Origin of the sequence: Streptomyces himalayensis subsp. himalayensis (genome assembly GCF_013778455.1) — a bacterium.
GTDB classification, from domain to species: Bacteria; Actinomycetota; Actinomycetes; order Streptomycetales; family Streptomycetaceae; genus Streptomyces; species Streptomyces himalayensis.
Map to the genome: position 1 here is coordinate 221,087 of NZ_JACEHE010000001.1, position 23,211 is coordinate 244,297.

General features: G+C 68.9%; 20 protein-coding genes and 1 riboswitch. Of the genes, 12 read left to right on the plus strand and 8 right to left on the minus strand.

The genetic code is table 11. The annotated features are described in order from the left end of the window. Window positions 1-3: 3 nt before the first annotated feature. From H1D24_RS01015 to H1D24_RS01045, 7 genes are all read left to right on the plus strand, one after another. On the plus strand, window positions 4-675 hold the full coding sequence (locus tag H1D24_RS01015) for a sigma-70 family RNA polymerase sigma factor (RefSeq protein ID WP_309484188.1): 672 nt from the start codon (window positions 4-6) through the stop codon (window positions 673-675). Next, window positions 672-989, plus strand: a complete 318-nt coding sequence (gene rsrA, locus H1D24_RS01020; protein ID WP_181655398.1) for a mycothiol system anti-sigma-R factor — start codon at window positions 672-674, stop codon at window positions 987-989. The genes H1D24_RS01015 and rsrA overlap by 4 nt, the downstream gene beginning before the upstream one ends. 237 nt (window positions 990-1,226) lie before the next feature. After that, window positions 1,227-2,597: an HD-GYP domain-containing protein gene (locus H1D24_RS01025; RefSeq protein WP_181655399.1), complete on the plus strand. Its 1,371-nt coding sequence runs from the start codon at window positions 1,227-1,229 to the stop codon at window positions 2,595-2,597. 653 nt (window positions 2,598-3,250) lie between these two features. Then, entirely contained in the window at window positions 3,251-4,492 is a 1,242-nt protein-coding gene (locus tag H1D24_RS01030; RefSeq protein ID WP_181655868.1) for an HD-GYP domain-containing protein, read from the plus strand. Window positions 4,493-4,614: 122 nt separating this feature from the next. Further along, complete coding sequence (locus H1D24_RS01035) at window positions 4,615-5,595, plus strand: tetratricopeptide repeat protein (protein WP_181655400.1); 981 nt, start codon at window positions 4,615-4,617, stop codon at window positions 5,593-5,595. 86 nt (window positions 5,596-5,681) lie between these two features. Continuing rightward, window positions 5,682-6,341, plus strand: coding sequence for a peptide deformylase (gene def / locus H1D24_RS01040; RefSeq protein WP_181655401.1), 660 nt, complete (start codon window positions 5,682-5,684; stop codon window positions 6,339-6,341). 732 nt (window positions 6,342-7,073) lie between these two features. Next, window positions 7,074-8,129: a terpene synthase family protein gene (locus H1D24_RS01045; protein ID WP_181655402.1), complete on the plus strand. Its 1,056-nt coding sequence runs from the start codon at window positions 7,074-7,076 to the stop codon at window positions 8,127-8,129. A gap of 62 nt (window positions 8,130-8,191) precedes the next feature. On the opposite strand, the gene H1D24_RS01050 is transcribed toward H1D24_RS01045, so the two are convergent. Further along, window positions 8,192-9,154, minus strand: coding sequence for a helix-turn-helix domain-containing protein (locus H1D24_RS01050; protein ID WP_181655403.1), 963 nt, complete (start codon window positions 9,152-9,154; stop codon window positions 8,192-8,194). A 187-nt stretch (window positions 9,155-9,341) separates the two neighbouring features. Here H1D24_RS01050 and H1D24_RS01055 point away from each other — a divergent pair, with 187 nt between their 5' ends. Further along, a complete protein-coding gene (locus tag H1D24_RS01055; protein WP_181655919.1) occupies window positions 9,342-9,539 on the plus strand; it encodes a hypothetical protein in 198 nt (65 codons plus the stop codon). A gap of 93 nt (window positions 9,540-9,632) precedes the next feature. On the opposite strand, the gene H1D24_RS01060 is transcribed toward H1D24_RS01055, so the two are convergent. Both H1D24_RS01060 and H1D24_RS01065 read right to left on the minus strand, forming a co-directional pair. Beyond that, window positions 9,633-10,670, minus strand: a complete 1,038-nt coding sequence (locus H1D24_RS01060) for a ribonucleotide-diphosphate reductase subunit beta (RefSeq protein WP_181655404.1) — start codon at window positions 10,668-10,670, stop codon at window positions 9,633-9,635. After that, the gene (locus tag H1D24_RS01065; protein ID WP_181655405.1) at window positions 10,670-13,051 is read right to left on the minus strand and encodes a ribonucleoside-diphosphate reductase subunit alpha; all 2,382 of its coding nucleotides are present in this window, start codon (window positions 13,049-13,051) and stop codon (window positions 10,670-10,672) included. Before H1D24_RS01065 ends, H1D24_RS01060 begins: the two co-directional genes overlap by 1 nt. Before the next feature lie 132 nt (window positions 13,052-13,183). Continuing rightward, window positions 13,184-13,306, minus strand: a riboswitch (cobalamin riboswitch). Between the two features lie 114 nt (window positions 13,307-13,420). Here H1D24_RS01065 and H1D24_RS01070 point away from each other — a divergent pair. Beyond that, window positions 13,421-14,026 carry a Uma2 family endonuclease gene (locus H1D24_RS01070; RefSeq protein WP_181655406.1) on the plus strand — a complete coding sequence of 202 codons (606 nt, stop codon included), beginning with the start codon at window positions 13,421-13,423 and terminating at the stop codon, window positions 14,024-14,026. 73 nt (window positions 14,027-14,099) lie between these two features. Here H1D24_RS01070 and mctP read toward each other — a convergent pair whose 3' ends face one another. From mctP to H1D24_RS01095, 5 genes are all read right to left on the minus strand, one after another. Then, entirely contained in the window at window positions 14,100-15,728 is a 1,629-nt protein-coding gene (gene mctP, locus H1D24_RS01075) for a monocarboxylate uptake permease MctP (RefSeq protein ID WP_181655407.1), read from the minus strand. After that, window positions 15,725-15,991, minus strand: coding sequence for a DUF3311 domain-containing protein (locus H1D24_RS01080; protein WP_181655408.1), 267 nt, complete (start codon window positions 15,989-15,991; stop codon window positions 15,725-15,727). The genes mctP and H1D24_RS01080 overlap by 4 nt, the downstream gene beginning before the upstream one ends. A 160-nt stretch (window positions 15,992-16,151) precedes the next feature. Then, window positions 16,152-16,349 carry a YbdD/YjiX family protein gene (locus H1D24_RS01085; protein ID WP_181655409.1) on the minus strand — a complete coding sequence of 66 codons (198 nt, stop codon included), beginning with the start codon at window positions 16,347-16,349 and terminating at the stop codon, window positions 16,152-16,154. Continuing rightward, the gene (locus H1D24_RS01090; protein WP_181655410.1) at window positions 16,346-18,517 is read right to left on the minus strand and encodes a carbon starvation CstA family protein; all 2,172 of its coding nucleotides are present in this window, start codon (window positions 18,515-18,517) and stop codon (window positions 16,346-16,348) included. Before H1D24_RS01090 ends, H1D24_RS01085 begins: the two co-directional genes overlap by 4 nt. 245 nt (window positions 18,518-18,762) lie before the next feature. Then, window positions 18,763-19,551 (minus strand): GntR family transcriptional regulator, encoded by a 789-nt coding sequence (locus H1D24_RS01095; protein ID WP_181655411.1) that lies wholly within the window; start codon window positions 19,549-19,551, stop codon window positions 18,763-18,765. A 325-nt stretch (window positions 19,552-19,876) separates the two neighbouring features. On the opposite strand from H1D24_RS01095, the gene H1D24_RS01100 reads away from it, so the two are divergent. The 3 genes from H1D24_RS01100 to H1D24_RS01110 all read left to right on the plus strand — a co-directional run bounded on the left by H1D24_RS01100 (window position 19,877) and on the right by H1D24_RS01110 (window position 23,207). Then, on the plus strand, window positions 19,877-21,178 hold the full coding sequence (locus tag H1D24_RS01100; protein WP_181655412.1) for a sugar ABC transporter substrate-binding protein: 1,302 nt from the start codon (window positions 19,877-19,879) through the stop codon (window positions 21,176-21,178). 125 nt (window positions 21,179-21,303) lie between these two features. Beyond that, window positions 21,304-22,332: a carbohydrate ABC transporter permease gene (locus tag H1D24_RS01105; RefSeq protein ID WP_181655413.1), complete on the plus strand. Its 1,029-nt coding sequence runs from the start codon at window positions 21,304-21,306 to the stop codon at window positions 22,330-22,332. Then, window positions 22,329-23,207 (plus strand): carbohydrate ABC transporter permease, encoded by an 879-nt coding sequence (locus H1D24_RS01110; protein WP_181655414.1) that lies wholly within the window; start codon window positions 22,329-22,331, stop codon window positions 23,205-23,207. The genes H1D24_RS01105 and H1D24_RS01110 overlap by 4 nt, the downstream gene beginning before the upstream one ends. Window positions 23,208-23,211: the final 4 nt, after the last annotated feature.

Below are 23,211 nucleotides of genomic sequence, written 5' to 3' on the forward strand. Positions count from 1 at the left end.
GAGGTGGGTCCGGTCGCTGGGACCGACGCAGGGACCGACAACGGCCAGGCGGATCAGCCCGAGGGCGCGGAGACGGCTGCCGAGCGTAACGCGCGCTTCGAGCGGGATGCCCTGGAGTTCCTCGACCAGATGTACTCGGCCGCGCTGCGCATGACGCGCAACCCCGCAGATGCCGAGGACCTGGTGCAGGAGACGTATGCCAAGGCGTACGGCTCGTTCCACCAGTTCCGCGAGGGCACGAACCTCAAGGCGTGGCTGTACCGCATCCTCACGAACACGTTCATCAACAGCTACCGCAAGAAGCAGCGCGAGCCGCAGCGCAGTGCCGCCGAGGAGATCGAGGACTGGCAGCTGGCGCGCGCCGAGTCGCACATGTCGACGGGGCTGCGCTCCGCCGAGTCGCAGGCGCTCGATCACCTGCCCGACTCGGACGTGAAGGCGGCGCTGCAGGCGATCCCCGAAGAGTTCCGTATCGCCGTGTATCTGGCGGACGTTGAGGGCTTTGCGTACAAGGAGATCGCGGACATCATGGGTACACCCATCGGTACTGTGATGTCGCGGCTTCACCGCGGCCGCCGCCAGCTGCGGGGCATGCTGGAGGACTACGCCCGCGACCGCGGGCTCGTCCCGGCCGGCGCCGGAGAGTCGGACGAAGCGAAAGGGTCGGGCTCATGAGCTGCGGAAAGCCGCACGAGACTGACTGCAGTGAGGTACTCGACCATCTCTATGAGTACCTGGACCATGAGATGCCGGACACCGACTGCAGCAAGTTCGAGCACCACTTCGAGGAGTGCTCGCCGTGCCTGGAGAAGTACGGGCTCGAGCAGGCCGTGAAGAAGCTGGTCAAGCGCTGCTGCGGCCATGACGACGTGCCCGCCGGGCTGCGGGCGAAGGTCATGGGACGCATCGAGCTGATCCGGTCCGGCCAGGCCGTTCCCGATCACGACGTGACGATCTCGGACCTGCCGGCGGGCGCCCAAGAGGGCTGAGACCTCCCCGCACGCATACCCACCAGGCCGCGGCATTGCGCCGCGGCCTGGTGGCGTTCTGTACGCAGGCTTGGCGGCGCTCTGTATGCAATGTCGTCACCCGAATGTGCTAATCCGTGGCCGCGGCGCCATGGGAATCACCCATTGCCGCCCCCGTGCCGCTCGCGCCGCTCTATTCTCCGGAGCCTTGACGGGCTTTGCCCGGCCGTACGGCCCGGGCCACGCGAGGGGAGCGCCATGCGGTCGGTTCCACCGTGCGCCCGCGTCTTCATCGCCTGCGTCACCGTGGCCGCCGTCGCCTGTGCGGTTCCCGCTCTGACACCGCGTACCCCCTGGCTCGCGGTGGCGCTGCTCGCCCTGCTCTACGCCGGGTGCGAGCAGGCGCCGCGGTTCCGGATCGCCGGGCGCCGGGCTCCCGAGGGCATGGGCACCTTCTTCCCGGTGCTGCTTGCCGGAGCGTTCCTGCTGCCGCCCGCGGCCGCCGCGCTGGTCGCCGTGCCCGGCGGGCTCCTCGCCCCCGTCGAACAGCGGCCCCAGGGGGTACGCCGGGTCTGGCGCGCCGCCCAACTCGCCCTGAGTGCCTGGGCGGCCGCCACGGTGCAGGCGCCGCTGGGCGGGCTCGGCGCCGTGACCGCCGCCGACTTCCCGTACGTCCTCGTCCCCGTCGGGGCCGCCGTGCTCGCCTTCTGCTGCGTCCTGTCGTACCTGGACAGCGGCATCCTTGCGGCGGCGAGGGGAGTGCCTCCCGTGCCCTTCCGGCGGAGGGGAGTGGCGGCGGTGTCCGCCGCGGGGCGGGGGCTGCTCCTGCGCTCGCTCGCGCCCGTCGGGGTGCACGGGCTCGCCGGGCTGATGATGGCCGTGCTGTGGCGCAGCCCGTACGGCCCGCTCGCCGCGCTGCTCGTGCTGCTGCCGATGTACGTCTCCTGCTGGGTCTTCGCGCAGTACCACCACGAGCGCAACGCCCATCGGGCCACCATCCGTGCACTCGTGCAGGCGGTCGACATCAAGGACGAGTACACGCGCGGGCACAGCGAGCGCGTCGGACAGGCGTCGATGATGATCGCGCGGGAACTGGGCATGGACGACGAGCGGGTGGAGGTGCTGCGGTTCGCCGGCATCCTGCACGACGTGGGCAAACTCGGCGTACCGACACGGCTGTTGAGGAAGGACGGTCCGCTGACCCCGCAGGAGCGGCGCATCATCGAACTGCATCCGGAGTACGGCCACGAGATGGTGCGCGGCATCGGGTTCCTGGGGGAGGCGCGGACCGCGATCCTCCACCACCACGAGCGGCTGGACGGCAGCGGTTACCCGTACGGGCTCGTGGGCCACCAGATCCCCGAGTGCGCGCGGGTGGTGGCCGTCGCCGACGCCTTCGACGCGATGACGTCGACACGGTCGTACCGGAGGGCACGGCCGGTGGCGGTCGCGGTGGAGGAACTGAAACGGTGCGCCGGGGCCCAGTTCGACCCGCAGATGGTACGGGCCCTGGTGCGCGCCCTCGAGCGCCACGGCTGGCACCCGGCGGTCACGGCGGACGAGCCCGGCCCCCACGGGGCGGTGCCCGCCGCTCGACCGGCACCTGTCCGCGCGGACAAGGCGTCGTGACCGGGCACGGGGGCCCGGACCCGGGGGCCCCACGCCGCTCAGCGACCCGGGCCTCGCGCCGCTCCGCGGCGGGCATCCCGCGCCGCTCCGCGCCGGGGGCTCTGCGCCGCTTGGCGGCACGGATCTTGCGTCGCTCTTCGCCGGAGTCATCGCGCGGTGGGGCGTCGGACGTGCCGCCTGGCTTGGTGCGGGGGGCTTCGCGTGGTGGGGCGTCGGATGAGCGGCCTGGCTTGGTGCGGGGGGGGTCGCGTGGTGGGGCGTCGGATGAGCGGCCTGGCTTGGTGCGGGGGGGTTCGCGTGGTGGGGCGTCGGATGAGCGGCCTGGCTTGGTGCGGGGGGCTTCGCGCGGTGGGGCGTCGGATGAGCGGCCTGGCTTGGTGCGGGGGGCTTCGCGTGGTGGGGCGTCGGATGAGCGGCCTGGCTTGGTGCGGGGGGCTTCGCGCGGTGAGGCGTCGGACGTGCCGCCTGGCTTGGCGCGGGGGGCTTCGCGCCGTGACGCGACCGCTGTGCCGCCTCGCTTTGTGCCGGGGGCTTCGCGGAGCTTCGCGCCGGAGCCGGCCCGCCGCTTCGTGCCGGGGGAGGCCTCGCGTCGCCCCTCGGCTCGAGGCTCCCACCGCTCCACGTCGGGCGACGGCCGCCGTTTCGCGGCCCGTATCCCCGTCCTCGTCCACACTTTCGCCGCCCTGCTCACCCTCGGCGCCCTCGCCTGGACCCTCTGGTGCGGGCTCGAGGAGCGCGGGACCGCTCTGGCGTTCGGCGTGCTCATCGTCGTCGGGGAGCTGGCGCGGTGGAGTGGTGGTGGGGCGGCCGTCGACCGGGAGCCCGCGCCGCTCGCGACCGCCGCGGCGCTGGCGTACGCGCTGCTCGGTGACAACGCGGGGCAGCCCACGCACCACGGCGTCCACCAGGTGGTCACCGTCGCCGTCGCGGCCGGGCTCGTCGGCTGCGTACCGCATGTGGCGGCGGGCCGCGGGCCCTCGCTCGACCACATGGCGCGGCGCGTGCTGACGGTGGCATTCGCCGCCGTCTGCTGCCAGCCGCTGTACAACGCGGGGAAACTGCAGGAGTGGGTGGGCAGCGGGCCGTACCACGCGCTGTGGGTCGTCGGCGTCCTCGCGCTCAGTGCGCTCTGCGACGCCGTGCTCGCCGCGGCCATGGCGCACGCCCGCACCGGCTGGCCGTTCGGGCCCCTGCTGCGGGACGAACTGCGCGCCATGCTCGGCATCGGCTCCGCTGTCTGCGCGACGGGAGCGGTGATGTCGCTGGCGGTCACGGTCGCCGGGCTGTGGGCGCTGCCCGTCTTCTCGCTGCCGCTGCTGCTCACCCAACTCGCCTACCGCCGCTACGCCGCAGTGCGTACCACCTATCGGCAGACCATCGCATCCCTCGCCCGGGCCACCGAGATCGCCGGATACACCCCGCCGGGCCATGCCCGCCGCGTCGCCGCGCTCAGCCGGGCGGTCGGCCGCGAGCTGGGCCTGTCGGAACCGGACCTCACCGTCCTCGAGTACGCGGCCCTGATGCACGACATCGGGCAGCTGTCCCTCGTCGACCCCGTCGCGGCCGGGGCCACCGCGGCCCTGCCCGCCGAGGAGCAGCGACGCATCGCCCTGCTCGGCGGTGCCGTGGTGCGCCAGACAGGGGTACCCGCCGAGGTCGCCGTCGTCGTGGAGCGGCAGGCCGATCCGTACCGCGATCAGCCCCTGCCGGCCCGCATCGTGCGGGCAGCCAACGCGTACGACGAACTGGTGCGCGAAGAGGGGCCCGGAGGGCCGCTCACCGCGCTGGAGCGGCTGCGGCTGGCCACCGGCCACGACTACGCGCCGGAGGTGGTGGAATCGCTCACCCGGGTGCTGTCGCGGGGGACCTCGGTCCTGTGGCAGAGGGCCGTCTGACCATGCCCTGGGCCGGGTAACCGATGGGTAATGAGCGGCCGTCCGACCGTACGTGGTTGGATGCGAAGAACAGGGGCAGGACCGAGGCTGCACTGTCTTCTCCACACTTGCAGGCGGGAATCGTGAGGATCTTCGGCAAGGGACGGCATCGGCCCTCCGCCTCATGGCGGCAGGCCACCGACCGGGCGTTCACGCTCATCGGGGACGGCCGGTACGAGGACGCGGGCGCGCTGCTGACACGCGCGGCGGACCTGGAGCCGTGGCTGTCCGAGTCCTGGTTCAACCTCGCCCTTCTCCACAAGTTCCGGCACGACTGGGAACAGGCGCGCGCCGCGGGGCTGCGCGCGGTGGCCCTGCTGGACCGGGACACGGGAGCCCCCGACTGGTGGAACGTCGGCATCGCGGCGACCGCCCTGCAGGACTGGCCGCTGGCGCGGCGGGCATGGCAGGCGTACGGGCTGCGGGTCCCCGGAGGTGCGGCGGCGGGCGGCCAGCCCACCGGCATGGAGCTGGGCAGCGCGGCCGTGCGGCTCTCGCCGGAGGGCGAGGCGGAGGTCGTTTGGGGCCGCAGGCTCGACCCGGCGCGGATCGAGGTGCTCTCCGTCCCGCTGCCGTCCTCGGGCCGCCGCTGGGGCGAGGTCGTGCTGCACGACGGCGTCCCGCACGGCGAGCGCACCACGTCCACCGGCCACTCGTACCCCGTCTTCGACGAGATCGAGCTGTGGGCCCCGTCGCCCGTGCCCACCTGGGTCGTGCTCCTGGAGGCCGACACCGAGGACGACCGGGACGCCCTGGAGCGGCTCGCGGCCGACGCGGGCTTCGCCGCCGAGGACTGGTCCTCGTCCGTACGGCTGCTGTGCCGCATGTGCTCGGAGAGCCGGATGCCGAGCGACGAGGGCGACGGCGACCACCTCGACCCGCACGACCACAGCGAGCCGGGCCACCCCGGGCCGCTGGGCCACCGCACCGACGGACAGCTGTGGGTGCCCGAACGGGAGTGCGGCATAGCCGCGCCCGCCTCCCTGGTGCGCGGGCTGCTGGACGGCTGGGTGGCCGACAGCCCAGACTCCCGGGACTGGCGGGATCTCGAAGAAGTCTGCTGATTCCTCTGATTCCTCGCCGCTGATTCCTCCCCGTAGGCTGTACCAGCACCACATTCGAAGGTTTCCATGGAAGGCGTACGGCGGAGATGGCGCAGCAGGACACTGAGCAGGAGCGGGCAGGGAGCTCGGCGGTTCTCCCCGTGGACGACGAGGGTTTCGTCATCGACACCGAGGACTGCGAGGCCCGTGAGACGGCCTACCGCGAGCGCGGGACGTCCCGGCCGATCACGGTCGTCGGCAACCCGGTGCTGCACAAGGAGTGCAAGGACGTCACCGAGTTCGACGACAAGCTCGCGCAGCTCGTCGACGACATGTTCGCGAGCCAGCGCACCGCCGAGGGTGTGGGTCTCGCCGCCAACCAGATCGGCGTCGATCTGAAGGTCTTCGTCTATGACTGCGGGGACGACGAGGGCGTGCGCCATGTGGGCGTCGTCTGCAACCCCGTCCTCCAGGAGCTGCCGGCCGACCAGCGCCGCCTCGACGACTCCAACGAGGGCTGCCTCTCCGTCCCGACGGCCTACGCTTCGCTGGCCCGCCCCGACTACGCGGTGGTGACGGGCCAGGACGAGAAGGGCAACCCCATCAAGGTGCGCGGCACCGGCTACTTCGCGCGCTGCCTGCAGCACGAGACGGATCATCTGTACGGGTACCTGTACATCGACCGGCTCTCCAAGCGGGACCGCAAGGATGCTCTGCGGCAGATGGCGGAAGGCACGCCGCGCTACCCGGTCGTCCCGAACGACTGACCCACTCCGCCCCAACTCATGGGATTCCAGGTGCTGTTGATGCGCCCGGGATCCTGATCGGCGCCTGTCCGGGATCTCCCGGCAGGCGCCGATCGCGTATGCGGGCGTGTCCGGTCATGGCCGCGCCCCGGGTGCCGTCCGAGCCTCTCGTATGCGGTCACGTTCCGGCCCAGAGTGATCGATATCTATCTCAAGCGAACAGGAGTCGGACGTGCTGTGTGATGTTCTTGTCACCGTGGGGTGGTGAATGAAGCAAATCCGTTCCCTGAATGGTCAGTTGTAGTGCTCAATGGAATGTGACGCGGGGGTACGCGTTGACGCGCGCTCCGAGGGGGAGGGTGCCGCGTCACTGGTGGCTGAGAGGAGTTTGCTCATGCACGCCTTCTCGCACAGCACGTTACGGACACACACTCCGGTTTCACCGGCACTTTCTCTCCCGGTGATCGAGTCGGAGTTTCCGCGGCAAATAGATCCGTACCGGCCGGGGCTCCAGGAGAGCACCAGGGCCTGGATGGACCACCGACGACACGACCGCGACGTGGCCCATGGCAGGGGGGCGGCCCGGAAGCGGATGCGCGGCGAGCTGTACAGGGCACAGAACGCACTCCGCCTCGCCGACGGGCTGACGGACGGTACCGCCCAGGGGGCCGAACCGAGCGCCGTTGCGCCGGGTGCCGGCGGGGCGGGCACAGCTGTTACGCCCGTTTGTGGCGGGCAGATAAGGAACACGCCATGAAAAGCGAGGCAATTACCCCGGTTTCCCGGCTGGATGGCTCCGTTGAATTCTCTGCGGTGACCTTGCCGGGGCCGAGGGCGTTCCAGGAAGAGCTCCGGTTCTGGCCGTTCGATCTGCCTTTCCCGTACAGGATCAGTCACGAAGGCGACCGCGTGGCCGCCCATAATCGTGAGTGGGTCCAGCGGATGGGGTTGGTTTCCGGAGAAGCGGCACTACGGCGCCATGACCGTTATGGCATGTCTCTGTTCGCCTGCCTGAACTACCCCGACGCCCCTCGCGAGGGTCTGGAACTGGTCAGCGACTGGGTTTCCTGGTGGGCGATTTGGAGCGACCTTCCCGACGACCCGGCTTTCGTTCAGGAGCCGGGCCGCGCGGAACGGTTCTTCGCGTCGCTGACCGCGGTCGCCAGCCCCTCACCCCAACCTCTGGCCTCCGTGTCGACCGATCCCCACATCAACGCTTTCACCGATATATGGAGGCGCTGGTGCGAGGGGATGTCGCCTCAGTTCATCAGGCGTACAAGGAAGAACTGGGTGGACTGGTTCGCTTCCTACCGCACACGCTCCGAGCATCGTCGCGAAAGCCGCACCCTGGATGTCGAGGAATACCTCACGCTTCGCGATGTGACGGGAGGGGGGCTGCTGGAGATGGATGCCGCTGAGAGGGTCGGCGGCTACGAGGTGCAGCCCGAGTTCCTGGAGAGCCCTCCCCTCGAGGCGATGCGTCACAGCGCCACGCGGGTCATCAACATCACCCAGGATGTGCAGTCCCTCGCGAAAGAAGAGGCCGCAGGCGATCAGCACAACCTGGTGATCGTTCTGGAGCGACAGCAGAATCTCACACGCGAGAAAGCTCTCCGGCAGATTCATGAACGAATACGCGGCTACACCGACTCCTTCCTCCGAAACGAGGCGGAGATGCCCCAATTCCTCGACATGCTCATGGTGCCCGTCGAGGAGCGTACGTCGATCTACCGTTACGCCGCCGATCTACGCCAGCTGATGCGTGGCTGCGTCGACTTCTGTTCGGCGTCCGGGCGCTACGACCTGTAGGCCCTTCCGGGACCAGCGCAAAGCTGTCCGGAGAGCCGCAGAGGTGGTGGGCGGGCGCACGTTCAGGCGGCCTTCGGGCCCCTGAACGTGCGCCGGTACGCGTTCGGGGTCGTCCCCAGCGCCCGCAGGAACTGATGACGCATCGCCGCCGCATTGCCGAAACCGGCACGCCCGGCGATCGCGTCCACCGTCTCGTCCGAACGCTCCAGCAACTCCTGGGCGAGGAGGACGCGTTGCCGCAGCAGCCACCGGTATGGCGTGGTGCCGGTCTCCTGCTGGAAGCGGCGGGCGAACGTCCGCTGCGACATATGCGCCCGCGCCGCCAGCCCCTCCACGGTGATCTCCTCGTCGAGGTGCTCCTCCATCCACGCCAGTACGCCGCCGACGGTGTCGCACGGACTGTGGGGCAGCGGCCGCTCGACATACTGGGCCTGGCCGCCGTCGCGGTGCGGCGGGACCACCATGCGCCGGGCGATGGCGTTGGCGACCTCCACGCCGTGCTCCTCGCGGATGATGTGCAGGCACGCGTCGATGCCGGCGGCGGTGCCCGCCGAGGTGATCACGGTGCCCTCGTCGACGTAGAGCACATCGGGTTCGACACGGGTCCGTGGGTGACGCACGGCCAGTTCGGCGGCGTGCCGCCAGTGGACGGCACAGCGGCGGCCGTCCAGCAGGCCCGCCGCGCCGAGCACGAAGACGCCGGAACAGACGGACAGGACACGCGCGCCGCGCTCCGTGGCGCGGCGCAGGGCGGCGAGCAGCTCCTCGGGGTAGGTGCGGTTCACATACGACTCGCCGGCGGGTACGGCGATGAGGTCGGCCTCCTCGAGCCGGTCGATGCCGTGCTGCGTCAGCACGGAGAACCCGGCGTGCGTACTCAGCACCGGGCCTTCCGCGGAGGCCACCGCGAAGTCGTACACCGGCAGCCCTTCGTCGCTGCGGTCGAGGCCGAACACCTCGCACACCACACCGAGCTCAAAGGGGTGCACACCGTCGAGCAGCACTGCGGCCACGTTCTTCAGCACGACTCACCTCGCCTGGACGCTCAGGTTGGCCGGTCCGAGCTGCTTTTCCGGCCGGGGGGTCCGGGGGTTGTCCCCCGGGAAGACACAGCAGCATGTCTGCCAGTGTGCCGCACCCGTGGCAGTAATTCGAGGGTTGGTGGCTGTTCTGCCACTGACGCCGTCACCCGGCGCGCGCGACAGTAGCGACATGAACGCATTCCTGGACTACCTGACCGTCCTGTCCCTCTTCCTCCTCCTCGCCGCACCGGCGCTCGTTGGTCACGCCCACGAGCGCCGCATCGACCGGCAGTTGCGTGCCGCGGAGGCCGCAGACGACGCTGCCGGCGGTCCGCTCCTCCCCCGTGGGGAGCGGACCCGCCGGCACGACTTCGGGCGCGCGGCCTGAAAGGCCACGCGGCCTGGAGGGGCATGCGGCCTGCCGGGCGGCACCTGCATTAGGGGCATGCGGCCCGAAAGGCGCCACGCGGCCCGAAGCGGTCTAGAAGTCGTCGTCGAACGAGACCGAGCCCTCCACCGCCACCTGGTACGCCGACGGGCGGCGCTCGAAGAAGTTCGTCAGCTCCTGGACGCCCTGGAGTTCCATGAAGGAGAAGGGGTTCTCGGACCCGTACACAGGAGCGAAGCCGAGCCGCTGCAGCCGCTGGTCCGCAACGCACTCCAGATACTGCCGCATCGATTCCGTGTTCATGCCCGGCAGGCCGTCACCGCACAGATCGCGGGCGAACTGTAGCTCCGCCTCAACGGCCTCCTTCAGCATGTCGATGACCTGCTGCTGCAGTTCGTCGTCGAAGAGGTCCGGCTCCTCCTTGCGCACGGTGTCCACGACGTCGAAGGCGAAGCTCATGTGCATCGTTTCATCTCGAAAGACCCAGTTGGTTCCGGTGGCCAGGCCGTGCAGCAGGCCGCGGGAGCGGAACCAGTACACGTACGCGAAGGCGCCGTAGAAGAACAGCCCCTCGATGCATGCCGCGAAGCAGATCAGGTTCAGCAGGAAGCGGCGGCGGTCCGCCTTCGACTCCAGGCGGTCCATCTTCTCGACCGAGTCCATCCACTTGAAGCAGAACCCGGCCTTCTCGCGGATGGAGGGGATGTTCTCGACGGCCGCGAAGGCGGCGGCGCGGTCCTCCGGGTCGGGCAGGTATGTGTCGAGGAGCGTCAAGTAGAACTGGACGTGGACCGCTTCCTCGAAGAGCTGCCTGCTGAGGTACAGGCGGGCCTCGGGGGAATTGATGTGCTTGTAGAGCGTCAGCACCAGGTTGTTCGCCACGATCGAGTCGCCCGTCGCGAAGAACGCGACCAGGCGGCCGATCAGGTGCTGCTCGCCCGGCGTGAGCTTCGCGAGGTCCGCGACGTCCGAGTGGAGGTCGACCTCCTCCACGGTCCAGGTGTTCTTGATGGCGTCCCGGTAGCGCTCGTAGAAGTCCGGGTAGCGCATCGGACGGAGAGTCAGCTCGAAGCCCGGGTCGAGGAGGTTCTTCTCGGTGGTCGAGGTGGTCGGGGTGGTCGGGGTCGGCATTACTGGCAGGCCTCGCAGGACTCGGGGTTCTCAAGGGAGCAGGCGACGGCGTCTTCCGGGGTTGTCTGCTGTACGGGGACGGGGGTCTGCGCCTGGGCCGCGCGGGCGATGCGCGTCGCCGGGCGTGAGCGCAGGTAGTACGTCGTCTTCAGGCCCGACTTCCAGGCGTACGCGTACATCGAGGAGAGCTTGCCGATGGTCGGCGTCTCCAAGAAGAGGTTCAGGGACTGAGACTGGTCCAGGAACGGGGTCCGGGCGGCCGCCATGTCGATCAGGCCGCGCTGCGGGATCTCCCACGCCGTGCGGTACAGGGCGCGTACGTCCTCGGGGATCCAGGTGAAGTCCTGCACCGAGCCGCCCGAGTCGCGCAGGGCCTCGCGGGTGCGGGCGTCCCACACGCCGAGCCGCTTGAGGTCGTTCACCAGATACGAGTTGACCTGCAGGAACTCACCGCTGAGCGTCTCGCGCTTGAAGAGGTTGGAGACCTGCGGCTCGATGCACTCGTAGACGCCCGCGATCGAGGCGATCGTGGCGGTCGGCGCGATCGCGAGGAGCAGGGAGTTGCGCATGCCCGTCTCGGCGATGCGCTCTCGCAGCGCCGCCCACCGCTCCGGCCAGGTCAGCTGCACGCCGTAATGGTCGGGGTGCAGGACGCCACGGGCCGTGCGGGTCTTCTCCCAGGCGGGCAGCGGACCGTTGCGCTCGGCGAGGTCGGCCGACGCCTCGTACGCTGCGAGCATGATCCGCTCGGCGATCCGCGTGGACAGCGCCTTCGCCTCGTCCGAGTCGAACGGCAGCCGCAACTTGAAGAACACGTCCTGCAGGCCCATCGCGCCCAGTCCCACGGGGCGCCACTTGGCGTTGGAGCGGCCGGCCTGCTCGGTCGGGTAGTAGTTGATGTCGACGACGCGGTCGAGGAACGTCACGGCCGTACGGACCGTCGCGTCCAGCCGGTCCCAGTCGATGTCGCCGTCGACCACGAACGCGCCCAGGTTGACGGAACCCAGGTTGCAGACGGCAGTCTCGCCGTCGTTCGTGACCTCGAGGATCTCGGTGCACAGGTTGGAGGAGTGGACCGTGTGGCCCGGCTCCGCCGTCTGGTTGGCGGTGCGGTTGGCGGCGTCCTTGAACGTCATCCAGCCGTTGCCGGTCTGCGCGAGGGTGCGCATCATGCGGCCGTACAGGTCGCGGGCCGGGATGGTCTTCTTCGCCAGGCCGTCCGCCTCCGCCTTGCGGTACGCCGCGTCGAACTCGTCGCCCCACAGGTCGACCAGCTCGGGTACGTCGGCGGGGGAGAACAGGGACCACTGCCCGTCGGCGTCGACCCGGCGCATGAACTCGTCCGGGATCCAGTGCGCGAGGTTGAGGTTGTGGGTGCGCCGGGCGTCCTCACCGGTGTTGTCGCGCAGCTCCAGGAACTCCTCGATGTCGGAGTGCCAGGTCTCCAGATAGACCGCGGCCGCGCCCTTGCGCCGGCCGCCCTGGTTCACCGCGGCGACCGAGGCGTCGAGGGTCTTCAGGAACGGCACGATGCCGTTGGAGTGCCCGTTCGTGCCGCGGATCAGCGAACCGCGGGAGCGGATACGGGAGTACGAGAGGCCGATGCCGCCCGCGTGCTTCGAGAGGCGGGCCACCTGCTGGTACCGCTCGTAGATCGAGTCGAGCTCGTCCAGCGGCGAGTCCAGCAGATAGCAGGAGGACATCTGCGGGTGCCGCGTACCGGAGTTGAAGAGCGTGGGCGATGAGGGCAGGTAGTCGAGGCGGCTCATCAGGCGGTACAGGGCTGCCACTTCGTCCACCGACCGCGGAGTGTCGTCCTCCGCGACCCCGGCGGCGACCCGCAGCATGAAGTGCTGCGGCGTCTCGATGACGCGCCGGGTGATCGGGTGCCGCAGCAGATAGCGGCTGTGCAGCGTGCGCAGCCCGAAGTAGCCGAAGCGGTCGTCGGTGCCCTCGGCGATCGAGGCGTCCACCAGCGCGTCAAGCCGGGCCGCGTGCAGGCGCCCGAACTGCGCCGTGCGGTGCGCGATCAGACCCTCCCGATGCCCGACCGCGAGCGACTCGGAGAAGGACCTGACGCCCTGCGACGCGGCCTCCTCGGCGATGCTGATCGTCAGCAGCCGCGCCGCCAGCTTCGAGTACGCCGGGTCCTCCGAGATCAGCCCGGCGGAGGCCTCGGTGGCCAGTTCGCGCAGCTCGGTCTCGTCCGCGGCTGCGGACCGGCCGCGCAGCGCGGCGGCGGCGACCCGGCCGGGGTCGGCGTCGGGGAGATCGGCGGTGAGGTCGGTCAGGGTGCGCAGCAGTGCGGCACCGGGTCCTCCCGACGCGGGCTCGGCCTCTGCCTGGCGGACTGAAACCGGATCGGCTGGCGCGATGGTCACGTGGAGCTCTCCCTCGCTGGCTCGGGGCCTCGGGGAGGGAAGCGGGCGCACGGGCACACACGCAGGGCAGCGCGGGCCGCTTCCACCGGCCCACTCCGCGAGGCCCGGACGTCGTCGGCACCCGGAACGGACGGACCGGGCGCGCCGTCGGCAGGTCCTCGGACTTACGGGTACACGAACGCGCACCAGTACACCGTTGCGGGACAGTTCCGGACTTGCACCGGATTCCCCTGCGGCGACAGCGAGCATGAGCATACATGTGGGGGTGGACCATCGGGTGTACCCCCACATGTAGTGAGTCGCGCGTGAACAGGCAGCGGCTGTCGGTGCGCTCCGCTATCGTCGAAGGACGTCAGGAAGGAGGTCCCCATGACACTGTCGGCCGAACACCTTGAGATCACTGACAAGTTCCACATCCACCCCGATGAATTCGACGAGGGCACGCGCATACTCGCCGCCAAGTCCCAGCGGATGCGCATCGAACTCATCGACGGCAGGGTCAGGAGCAGGGCTGTGCCCGACGGGGACCACGGACGGATCATTCAGTGGCTGTCGCGCATCTGCATCCAGCACCGGCCTGACTTGTGGCTCCATCCCGAGCAGGGGCTGAAGGTGCAGGAGTACCGGCTTGGCCGCGCTCGCCCGGACGCCTCGCTCGCGCCCAGTGACGCCTTCGTCGGCCAGGGCGAGTGGGCCGATCCCTCGCCCGTGCTGATGGCCGTCGAGGTCACCTCGTACGACGCGGACACCGACCAGCGTGACCGGGTGGAGAAGCCGCGCGCCTACGCCCAGACCCGCATCCCCGTCTACCTCCTGATCGACCGGGACAGTTGCGAGGTCACGGTCTTCAGCGAGCCGGACGGCGTCCGGTACGAGAACGCCCACACGGTGCCGTTCGGCAAGACCGTCGCTCTGCCTGCGCCGCTGGACAACATCGTCCTGGAGACCGAACAGCTCAAGGACTGGGTGCGCTGACCCACGGCGACGGGCCGCCACTCCCCGGCTAGGGAGCGGCGGCCCGCATCACGTGCGAGTCATGCGCAAGGGCTCAGTGCGCGGCCCCCGCCGTCGCCGGCGGCAGCTCGACCTGGACACCCTTGTCGCCCGCGTCCACCGTGTAGTCCTCCGGAGACGTTTCGTCGACCCCGTCCGGCGCCTTCACCGCGCGCAGCACGAAGGTGAGGACCACCGTCACCACCAGGTTCAGCACGAAGGCCGTCAAGCCGATGTAGCCGATCTCGCCGATGCCGGGGATCTCCGCGGACGAACCGCCGAAGTGCTTCTGGGTCGGGGACGCCACGCCGTACGCGGCCACCGTCCCGTACACCATGCCGACCGCCCAGCCCGCGAGCAGAGCCCAGCGGTGGAACCAGCGCGTGAACAGGCCGAACACCAGGGCAGGGAAGGTCTGCAGGATCCAGATGCCGCCGAGGAGCTGGAAGTTGATCGCGACCGTCTTGTCCATGCCGAGGACGAAGACCAGCGCGCCCACCTTGACCAGCAGCGACACCATCTTGGAGACCTTGGTCTCCTGTTCGGGCGTGGCGTCGGGCTTCAGGAAGTCCTTGTAGATGTTCCGCGTGAAGAGGTTGGCCGCGGCGATCGACATGATCGCGGCCGGGACGAGCGCGCCGATGCCGATGGCGGCGAAGGCCACGCCCGTGAACCAGTCGGGGAACATGTCCTCGAAGAGCTGCGGGATCGCCAGCTGACCGTTCTGCACCTTGATTCCGGCCGCGATCGCCATGAAGCCCAGCAGACCCAGCAGACCTAGCATCAGCGAGTACAGCGGCAGGATCGTGGAGTTGCGGCGGATGACGTCACGGCTGCGGCTGGACAGCACGGCCGTCACCGAGTGCGGGTACATGAACAGGGCGAGCGCCGAGCCCAGCGCCAGCGTGGCGTAGGTCCACTGCGAGGGATCGGCCGGGGCCAACGCGCCGCGCGGCTTCTCGGTCGCCGGGTTGATCTGCGCGAAGGCGTCGCCCGCCTTGGCGAAGATGTCGTCGAAGCCGCCCAGCTTGATCGGGATGTAGATGATCGCGACCGCGATGACGATGTAGATCAGCGCGTCCTTCACGAAGGCGATCAGCGCCGGCGCCCGCAGACCGGACGAGTAGGTGTACGCGGCCAGCACACCGAAGGCGATCAGCAGCGGCAGGTCCTTGATGAACCAGTGCGTGTTCTCACCGCCGCCCACGCCCATCACGTCGAGAACCGCCTGGATGCCGACCAGCTGGAGCGCGATGTACGGCATCGTGGCGAGGATGCCGGTGACCGCGACGGCCAGCGACAGGCCCTTGGAGCCGAAGCGTCCGCGGACGAAGTCCGAGGTGGTGACGTACCCGTGCTTGTGCGAAACCGACCACAGACGCGGCAGGAACACGAACATCAGCGGGTAGATGAGGATCGTGTACGGCACGGCGAAGAAGCCGGCCGCGCCCGCCGCGTAGATCGCCGCCGGGACCGCCACGAAGGTGTACGCCGTGTAGAGGTCGCCGCCGAGCAGGAACCAGGTGACCCAGGTGCCGAACGACCGGCCGCCGAGGCCCCACTCGTCGAGGCTGTTCTCGTTCGCGGCCCTGCGCCAGCGCGAGGCCAGGAAGCCCATGACCGTGACGGCCACGAAGAAGAGGATGAAGACGGCGAGTGCCACGCCGTTCACGCCGTCGTTCACTGGGACGCACCCCCCTCGCGGGAGGCCTTACGGCCGGCCTGGTCCTTCTGCCACAGCCGGTACGCGACCATGGTCAGCACGGTGGAGATGACGACCCAGGCCATCTGGTACCAGTAGAAGAACGGGACGCCGATGAGGGTCGGCTCGATCTTGGCGTAGGAGCCCACCCAGAGCATCGCGACGAACGGCGCGAACAGGCAGAGGGCTATCACCACCCTCACCGGTGTGACGACCGGTCCTCTCTCTTCAGGTTCTTGTGGCATACGGCGGCTCCCGTCCCCTCGCTGACCCCGACGATCGCTGATCACTTGTCAATGCGGGGGAAATCTATGGGACGGTTCCGCGTTATGGAACCCCTGTCCGGATAGCGGACGCCAGTGTTCGGAGGTGCCCTCCGGAGCAGGGAGCCGGGCTCCCGAGCAGTCAGCAGCAGCGGAACCCGTGCCGGGGGTCCGACTCCTGCCGGTTCGTTAGCATCCGCTCGAAATCCCGCCGGGACGGCACGGATGCGGTGGGATGGTCCCTTCTGACGTGGGCGACATACCGCTCGTACGCGGACTCACCGGTCAGCTCGCGCACGTACCACCGCACCCAGCGCAGCCCTCTCAGCAGTACGGTCACGATGCCTGTGTCACCTCCCCGTCGCGGCTCGCGGCGGCCAGCTCGGCCTTCTCCTCCTGGGTCGGGATCAGCCCGGCCGGGGCGACCAGCTTCGATTCGACGTACGGCGTCTCGCTCAGCCGGCTCGCCTCCGGGTTGCGCAGGTGCCTGACGCAGATCCGTGCCGCGTCCACGATCACGACGACGATGAGGACGGCCAGGACCGCCGACAGGACGCCGTCCACCGTCGAGTTGGTGACGATGGTGTGCATGTCGTCCATGTTCTTGGCGGGCGGCAGGACCTTGCCCGCGTCGATGCCGTCCTGGTAGTTCGCGCGCTGCTGGAAGAAGCCCACGCGCGGGTCGCTGGAGAACACCTTCTGCCAGCTCGCGGTCAGCGTGACCGTCGCGTCCCAGGCGAGCGGAATACCGGTGATCCACGCCCACTTGAGGCGTCCGGACTTGACCAGCAGGGTCGTGCAGACGGCGAGTGCCACGGCCGCGAGCAGCTGGTTGGCGATGCCGAAGATCGGGAACAGCTGGTTGATCCCGCCGAGCGGCTCGTGCACGCCGACCCAGAGGAAGTAGCCCCACAGCCCGACCACGGCGGCACTTGTCAGCACGAGTCCCGGCTTCCAACTGACGTTCCGGAACGGCTTGTAGACGTTGCCCAGCATGTCCTGAAGCATGAACCGGCCCACGCGCGTGCCCGCGTCCAGCGCGGTCAGGATGAACAGCGCCTCGAACATGATCGCGAAGTGGTACCAGAACGCCCGCAGGCCGCCCCCGGTGACCTGCGAGAAGATCTCGGAGACACCGACGGCGAGCGTGGGCGCTCCGCCGGTCCGCGACAGCAGCGTCGCCTCCTCGACGTTCTTCGCGGCGTCCGCCAGCTCCTTCGGGGAGATGGAGTAGCCGAAGTTCGCGACTGCCTGCGACGCGGACTGCACGCTGTCCCCGATGACGCCCGCCGGCGCGTTCATTGCGAAGTACAGGCCCGGGTCGATGATGCTGGCCGCGATCAGCGCCATGACCGCAACGGACGACTCCATCAGCATGGAGCCGTAGCCGATCATCCGGACCTGCGTCTCCTTCTGGATCATCTTCGGCGTCGTACCGGACGAGATGAGGGCGTGGAAACCGGACAGCGCCCCGCATGCGATGGTGATGAAGACGAACGGGAACAGGGAGCCCGCGAACACCGGCCCGTCGCCGCGCGACGCGAAGTCCGTGACCGCGTCCATCTTGAGCGTCGGCAGCGCGATGACGACACCCAGCGCGAGCAGCCCGATCGTGCCGATCTTCATGAAGGTGGAGAGGTAGTCGCGGGGTGCGAGCAGCATCCACACGGGCAGGACCGAGGCGACGAAGCCGTACGCCACCATCCAGATCACCAGCGTCGACGGCTCGAGCGTGAAGGTGTCGGCGAGCGAGGACTCGGCGACCCAGCGGCCGGCGACGATCGCGAACAGCAGCAGCGCCACACCGATCAGGGAGACCTCGGTGACCCGCCCCGGCCGGATCAGTCGCAGATAGAAGCCCATCAGAAGCGCGATCGGAATCGTCATCGCGATGGAGAAGGTGCCCCACGGGGACTGGGCGAGGGCGTTGACGACGACCAGCGCCAGTACCCCGAGCAAGATGATCATGATGGCGAAGGCGGCGAGGAGCGCCGCCGCGCCGCCGAACGGCCCGATCTCCTCGCGCGCCATCTGCCCGAGCGAGCGCCCGTCCCGCCGCGTCGAGAAGAACAGCACCACCATGTCCTGCACGGCACCCGCGAAGATCACCCCGACGATGATCCAGATCGTGCCGGGCAGATAGCCCATCTGCGCGGCCAGTACGGGACCGACGAGCGGTCCGGCGCCGGCGATCGCCGCGAAGTGGTGGCCGAGCAGCACACGGCGGTCGGTCGGATGGAAGTCGATGCCGTTGTCCAGCCGCTCCGCGGGCGTGGCGCGGGTCTTGTCGACCTTCAGCACGCGGTTCGCGATGAACTTCGAGTAGAAGCGGTACGCGATGGCGTACGAGCCGAGGGCCGCGGCCACCATCCAGGCGGCCGACACCTCCTCGCCCCGGGAGAGCGCGAGCACGGTCCAGCCCGAGGCGCCCACCAGCGCCACGAGCGTCCAGATGATGATGGTTCGCGGGCTTGTGCGGGGACTCGTTGAAGGGGCTGCGGTACGCACCGGGTCGTCCTCCCGTCCATACGACACAACGGGGAGGACCGTAGAGCAGGAATGTGAGCTGCGCTACACCGCGGGACGTGCTCGCTTACTCCGCGGGCCTGAGACGTACTGCTTACTCCACGGGCGCGCCCCTTTACTCGACGGGCCGCTTGAGTCGCGCCACGCTGTGTTGTCCCGGGGGCTGCGATATCAGCGGCTTCGCCGCGGGCCCCGGACCCCCAGCCGACGCGGCGGCCTGCGCAGTCCTAGTCCGCAGGCCGCTTGAGTCGCGCCACGAACTTGTACCGGTCCCCCCGGTACACCGACCGCACCCACTCCACCGGCTTCCCCTCGCCGTCCAGGGAGTGGCGCGACAGCATCAGCATCGGCAGCCCCACGTCGGTGCCGAGCAGGCCGGCCTCGCGCGGGGTCGCCAGCGAGGTCTCGATGGTCTCCTCGGCCTCCGCGAGACGCACGTCGTACACCTCGGCGAGCGCCGTGTAGAGCGAGGTGTACTTGACGAGGCTCCGCCGGAGGGCAGGAAAGCGCTTGGCGGACAGATGGGTCGTCTCGATCGCCATCGGCTCGCCGCTCGCCAGCCGCAGCCGCTCGATGCGCAGCACCCGCCCGCCCGGGCTTATGCCGAGCAGCCCGGCGAGGGTGTCATCGGCGGTGATGTAGCCGATGTCGAGGAGCTGCGAGGTGGGTTCGAGGCCCTGGGCCCGCATGTCCTCGGTGTACGAGGTGAGTTGGAGGGCCTGTGAGACCTTCGGCTTGGCGACGAACGTGCCCTTGCCCTGGATACGTTCGAGCCGTCCCTCGACGACCAGCTCCTGAAGAGCCTGGCGGACGGTCGTGCGCGAGGTGTCGAACTCGGTGGCGAGGGTGCGCTCGGGCGGTACCGGAGTGCCGGGCGGCATCGTCTCGGTCATGTCGAGCAAGTGCTTCTTGAGGCGGTAGTACTTCGGCACGCGCGCGGTCCTGCCCGCGTTCGCCGTCACCGCCGACGCGGACGTGCCCACCTCGGTCCCCGTACCGCCCGCCTGGCTGCCCATCGTCCGCCTTCCCGGCTCCTGTGCTGCTTTTGTCGCCGTCACCGGCGCCTCCGTCTGTTGCGGCTCAATCGTGGCACGGCCTGGCCCGCAGCAGCCGCGCTCCCTCGGGTGTCGGTCCGATAACGGAGCCGAGAGCCCTCCTTATACACCCTTGACACCTCTAAAAGGTCTAGGCCAAGCTCCACCTACTGGTCTACACCATTAAAGACCAGTCCCAGCCCCACGGGCAGTCGTTCCTGCGCACCTTTCTCGTACGGCCCTTTCTTGTACGGCGCAGTCCCGGGCGGTGATGGGGGGAGACTCTTGCAGCCCTGAGGAGGGTGGCGTGAAGCGCAAGCTGATAGCTGCGATTGGCGCAGCGACGATGATGGCCTCAGTCGCGGCCTGTGGCGGTTCCGGCAGTGACACCGCTGAGGACCCGAAGGACCGCAAGGGCGAGCTGACCGTCTGGCTCATGACGGACGCCCAGAGCACCTGGCCCGAGCTGGTCAAGCAGGCCAACAGCGCGTTCAACAAGACGTACCCGGGCGTCAAGGTCAACGTCCAGTACCAGCAGTGGGCGGACAAGACCAAGAAGCTCGACGCGGCCCTGGCCGGCGACAAGTTCCCGGACGTGGTCGAGCTCGGCAACACCGAGACCATGACGTACATCCTCAACGGCGCTCTCGGCGAGATCGACCCCGAGAAGTACGAGAACTCCGACACCTGGATCGGCGGCCTCAAGGACACCTGTTCCTACGAGGGCAAGCTCTACTGCGTGCCGTACTACGCCGGTGCGCGCGTGGCCATCTACAACAAGGACATGTTCAAGGCCGCGACCGGCAAGGACACCCTCCCCGAGACCGAGACCGACCTGACCGAGGCGCTCGACAAGGTCCAGTCGAAGTACGGCAAGAAGGACAAGGCGTTCTCCTCCCTCTACCTGCCGGGCCGTTACTGGTACGCCGCGATGTCGTACGTCGCCGCGTACGGCGGCAAGATCGCCGAGTACGACGAGTCCGCCAAGAAGTGGAAGGCCACACTCTCCTCGCCGGAGGCCCAGCAGGGCATCCAGCACTTCATCGACCTGGTCAAGAAGTACAACAACGGTGACCAGACGAAGGACGAGCAGGACCACGCCAACGTCATGGCCAACGAGAAGGCGGCGCTGCTCTACGGCAACGGCTGGGAGGCCGGCAGCGTCATCGACGGCAACGCGAACGGCAATCCCAAGCTGAAGGACAAGATCGCCACCGCGGGCATGCCCGGCCCGAACGGCAAGGCGCTTCCGTCCTTCATCGGCGGCTCCGACCTGGCCACCATCTCCAAGTCCGAGAACCAGGACCTTGCGGAGGAATGGATCTCCCTCTTCACCAACGAGAAGTCGGAGGAGGCCCTCGCGGCCAAGAACATCCTGCCGAACAACACCAAGCAGCTGGAGCCGCTGAAGTCCAAGCCGGAGACGGCGCCGATCGCCAACGCCGTGCCGGACGCCTGGTTCACGCCCATCGCGCCGGGCTGGGCCGCGGTCGAGAAGAAGGAGACGCTCGAGCTGATGCTGCTCGACATCCTCAAGGGCACGTCGGTCGAGGACGCCACCAAGGCAGCGGACGCGGAGATCGACGAGCTGATCAACGAGGCCTCCTGACCTCTGGGCGAGGCCTCCTCCCCGGCCTCGTGACCTCCTGATCGCCCTGTCGGGGGCGGCGGATCCACCACGGATCCCGCCGCCCCCGGCACCCCGGTTATCGGTTCGAACGGAAGGCCAGCACAGTGAGTGCCGCCGACATGAAAGCAGCCGAGCCCCCGGTTCCCGGCCTTCGGCAGCCCGAGGAACGGCCCGCGGCCGGGGCGCCCGGCCCCGACGCCGCGACGCCGAGCCCGGTAGGCGCCGGTACACGAAGGAAGCGAAAGGCCGGAGCCTTCCTTCCCTATCTGCTGATAGCCCCCGCCTTCGTCGCGATCGCCGCCGTGTTCGTCTGGCCACTGATCAAGACCGTGATCATGTCCTTCCAGGACGTCGGCCGACGCGAACTGTGGACCGGGGACCCCGCACCCTGGGTGGGCTTCGAGCAGTTCACCAACATCCTCGGGGACGGCGAGTTCTGGGACGTCGTCTGGCGCACCCTGCTGTTCATGGTGGCCTGCGTCGTGGCCACCATGGGGATCGGGCTCTTCCTCGCCCAGGCCATGCAGCGCATGACGAACTGGGTACGGCTCGCCCTCACCGGCGCCCTCGTCGCGGCCTGGTCCCTGCCGCTGCTCGTGGCCACCTCGATCTTCCGCTGGTTCGCGGACTCCGACTACGGCGTGGTCAACATGGTGCTGACCAAGTACCTGGGCCTCGACTTCCGCGGCCACAACTGGTGGCTCGACCCCAAGCAGGGCTTCCTGATGATCGGCGCGGTCGTCGTCTGGGGAGCGATCCCGTTCGTCGCCATCACGCTGTACGCCGCGCTCACCCAGGTCCCCAAGGAACTGGAGGAGGCGGCGGCCCTCGACGGGGCCGGTGCCGCCGGCGTCTTCCGCTTCGTCACCTGGCCGGTCATCAAGCCCGTCTTCCAGATGGTCACCACGCTCTCGGTGATCTGGGACTTCAACTGCTTCGGCCAGATCTTCCTGATGCGCGCCAACAAGCCGGAGCCGGAGTACAACCTGCTCGGCCTCTACTCCTATGAGAAGGCGTTCGAGTCCAACTCCTTGAGCCAGGGCGCTGCCATCGGACTCATCACGGTCCTGCTGCTGTCCGGCGTGGCCGTGTACTACCTGCGCCAGCTCCTCAAGATCGGAGAGGTCGAGTGAGCGCCACCGCCCCCACCCGCCCGAGCCGGAACACCACATACCGCCCCGACCGCAGGAAGCGGAGCCGGCACGTCTACAACCTCGTCGGCCTCGTCGCCTTCGTGGTGATGGCCTTCCCGGTCTACTGGCTGGTGATCAGCGCTCTGCGGCCGAACCACGAGATCCGCAGCTACGACCAGACGCTCTGGCCCAGCTCGATCACGTTCGACAACTTCCGACGAGCGATCGACATGCCGAACTTCGGCACGGCGATCCAGTCGAGTCTGATCATCTGTGTCACCGCGGTGGTCGGCGCGATGGTCATGTCGACGATCGCCGCCTTCGCTATCGGCCGCTTCCGGTTCGTGGGCCGCAAGGCCTTCATGATCGTGCTGCTGGCGGTGCAGCTGCTGCCGCCCACCGCGCTCCTCATCCCCCTCTACCTCCAGCTCAACGAGCTCGGAGGACTCAACGAGTACTGGGGCGTCATCGTCGTCTACCTGGTCTCCACGCTGCCCTTCGCGACCTGGATGATCCGCGGCTTCGTGATCAACATCCCCAAGGAGCTGGAGGAGTCCGCGATGGTGGACGGCTGCAGCCGGATGGGCGCCTTCTGGCGCGTGATCTTCCCGCTGCTCGCCCCCGGTCTCGCGGCCGCCTCGATCTTCGCGCTCATCAACGCGTGGAACGAGTACCTGCTGGCGTACGTCGTGCTCCAGGACAACGACAAGTACACGCTGAACGTGTGGCTGATGAACTTCACCACCTCGCGCGGCACCGACTACGGCGCGCTGATGGCCGCCTCCACGCTCATCGCCATCCCGGTCGTCGTCTTCTTCATGATCGTCCAGAAGAAGATGGCCGCGGGCCTGACCTCCGGCGCAGTAAAGGGATAACTCC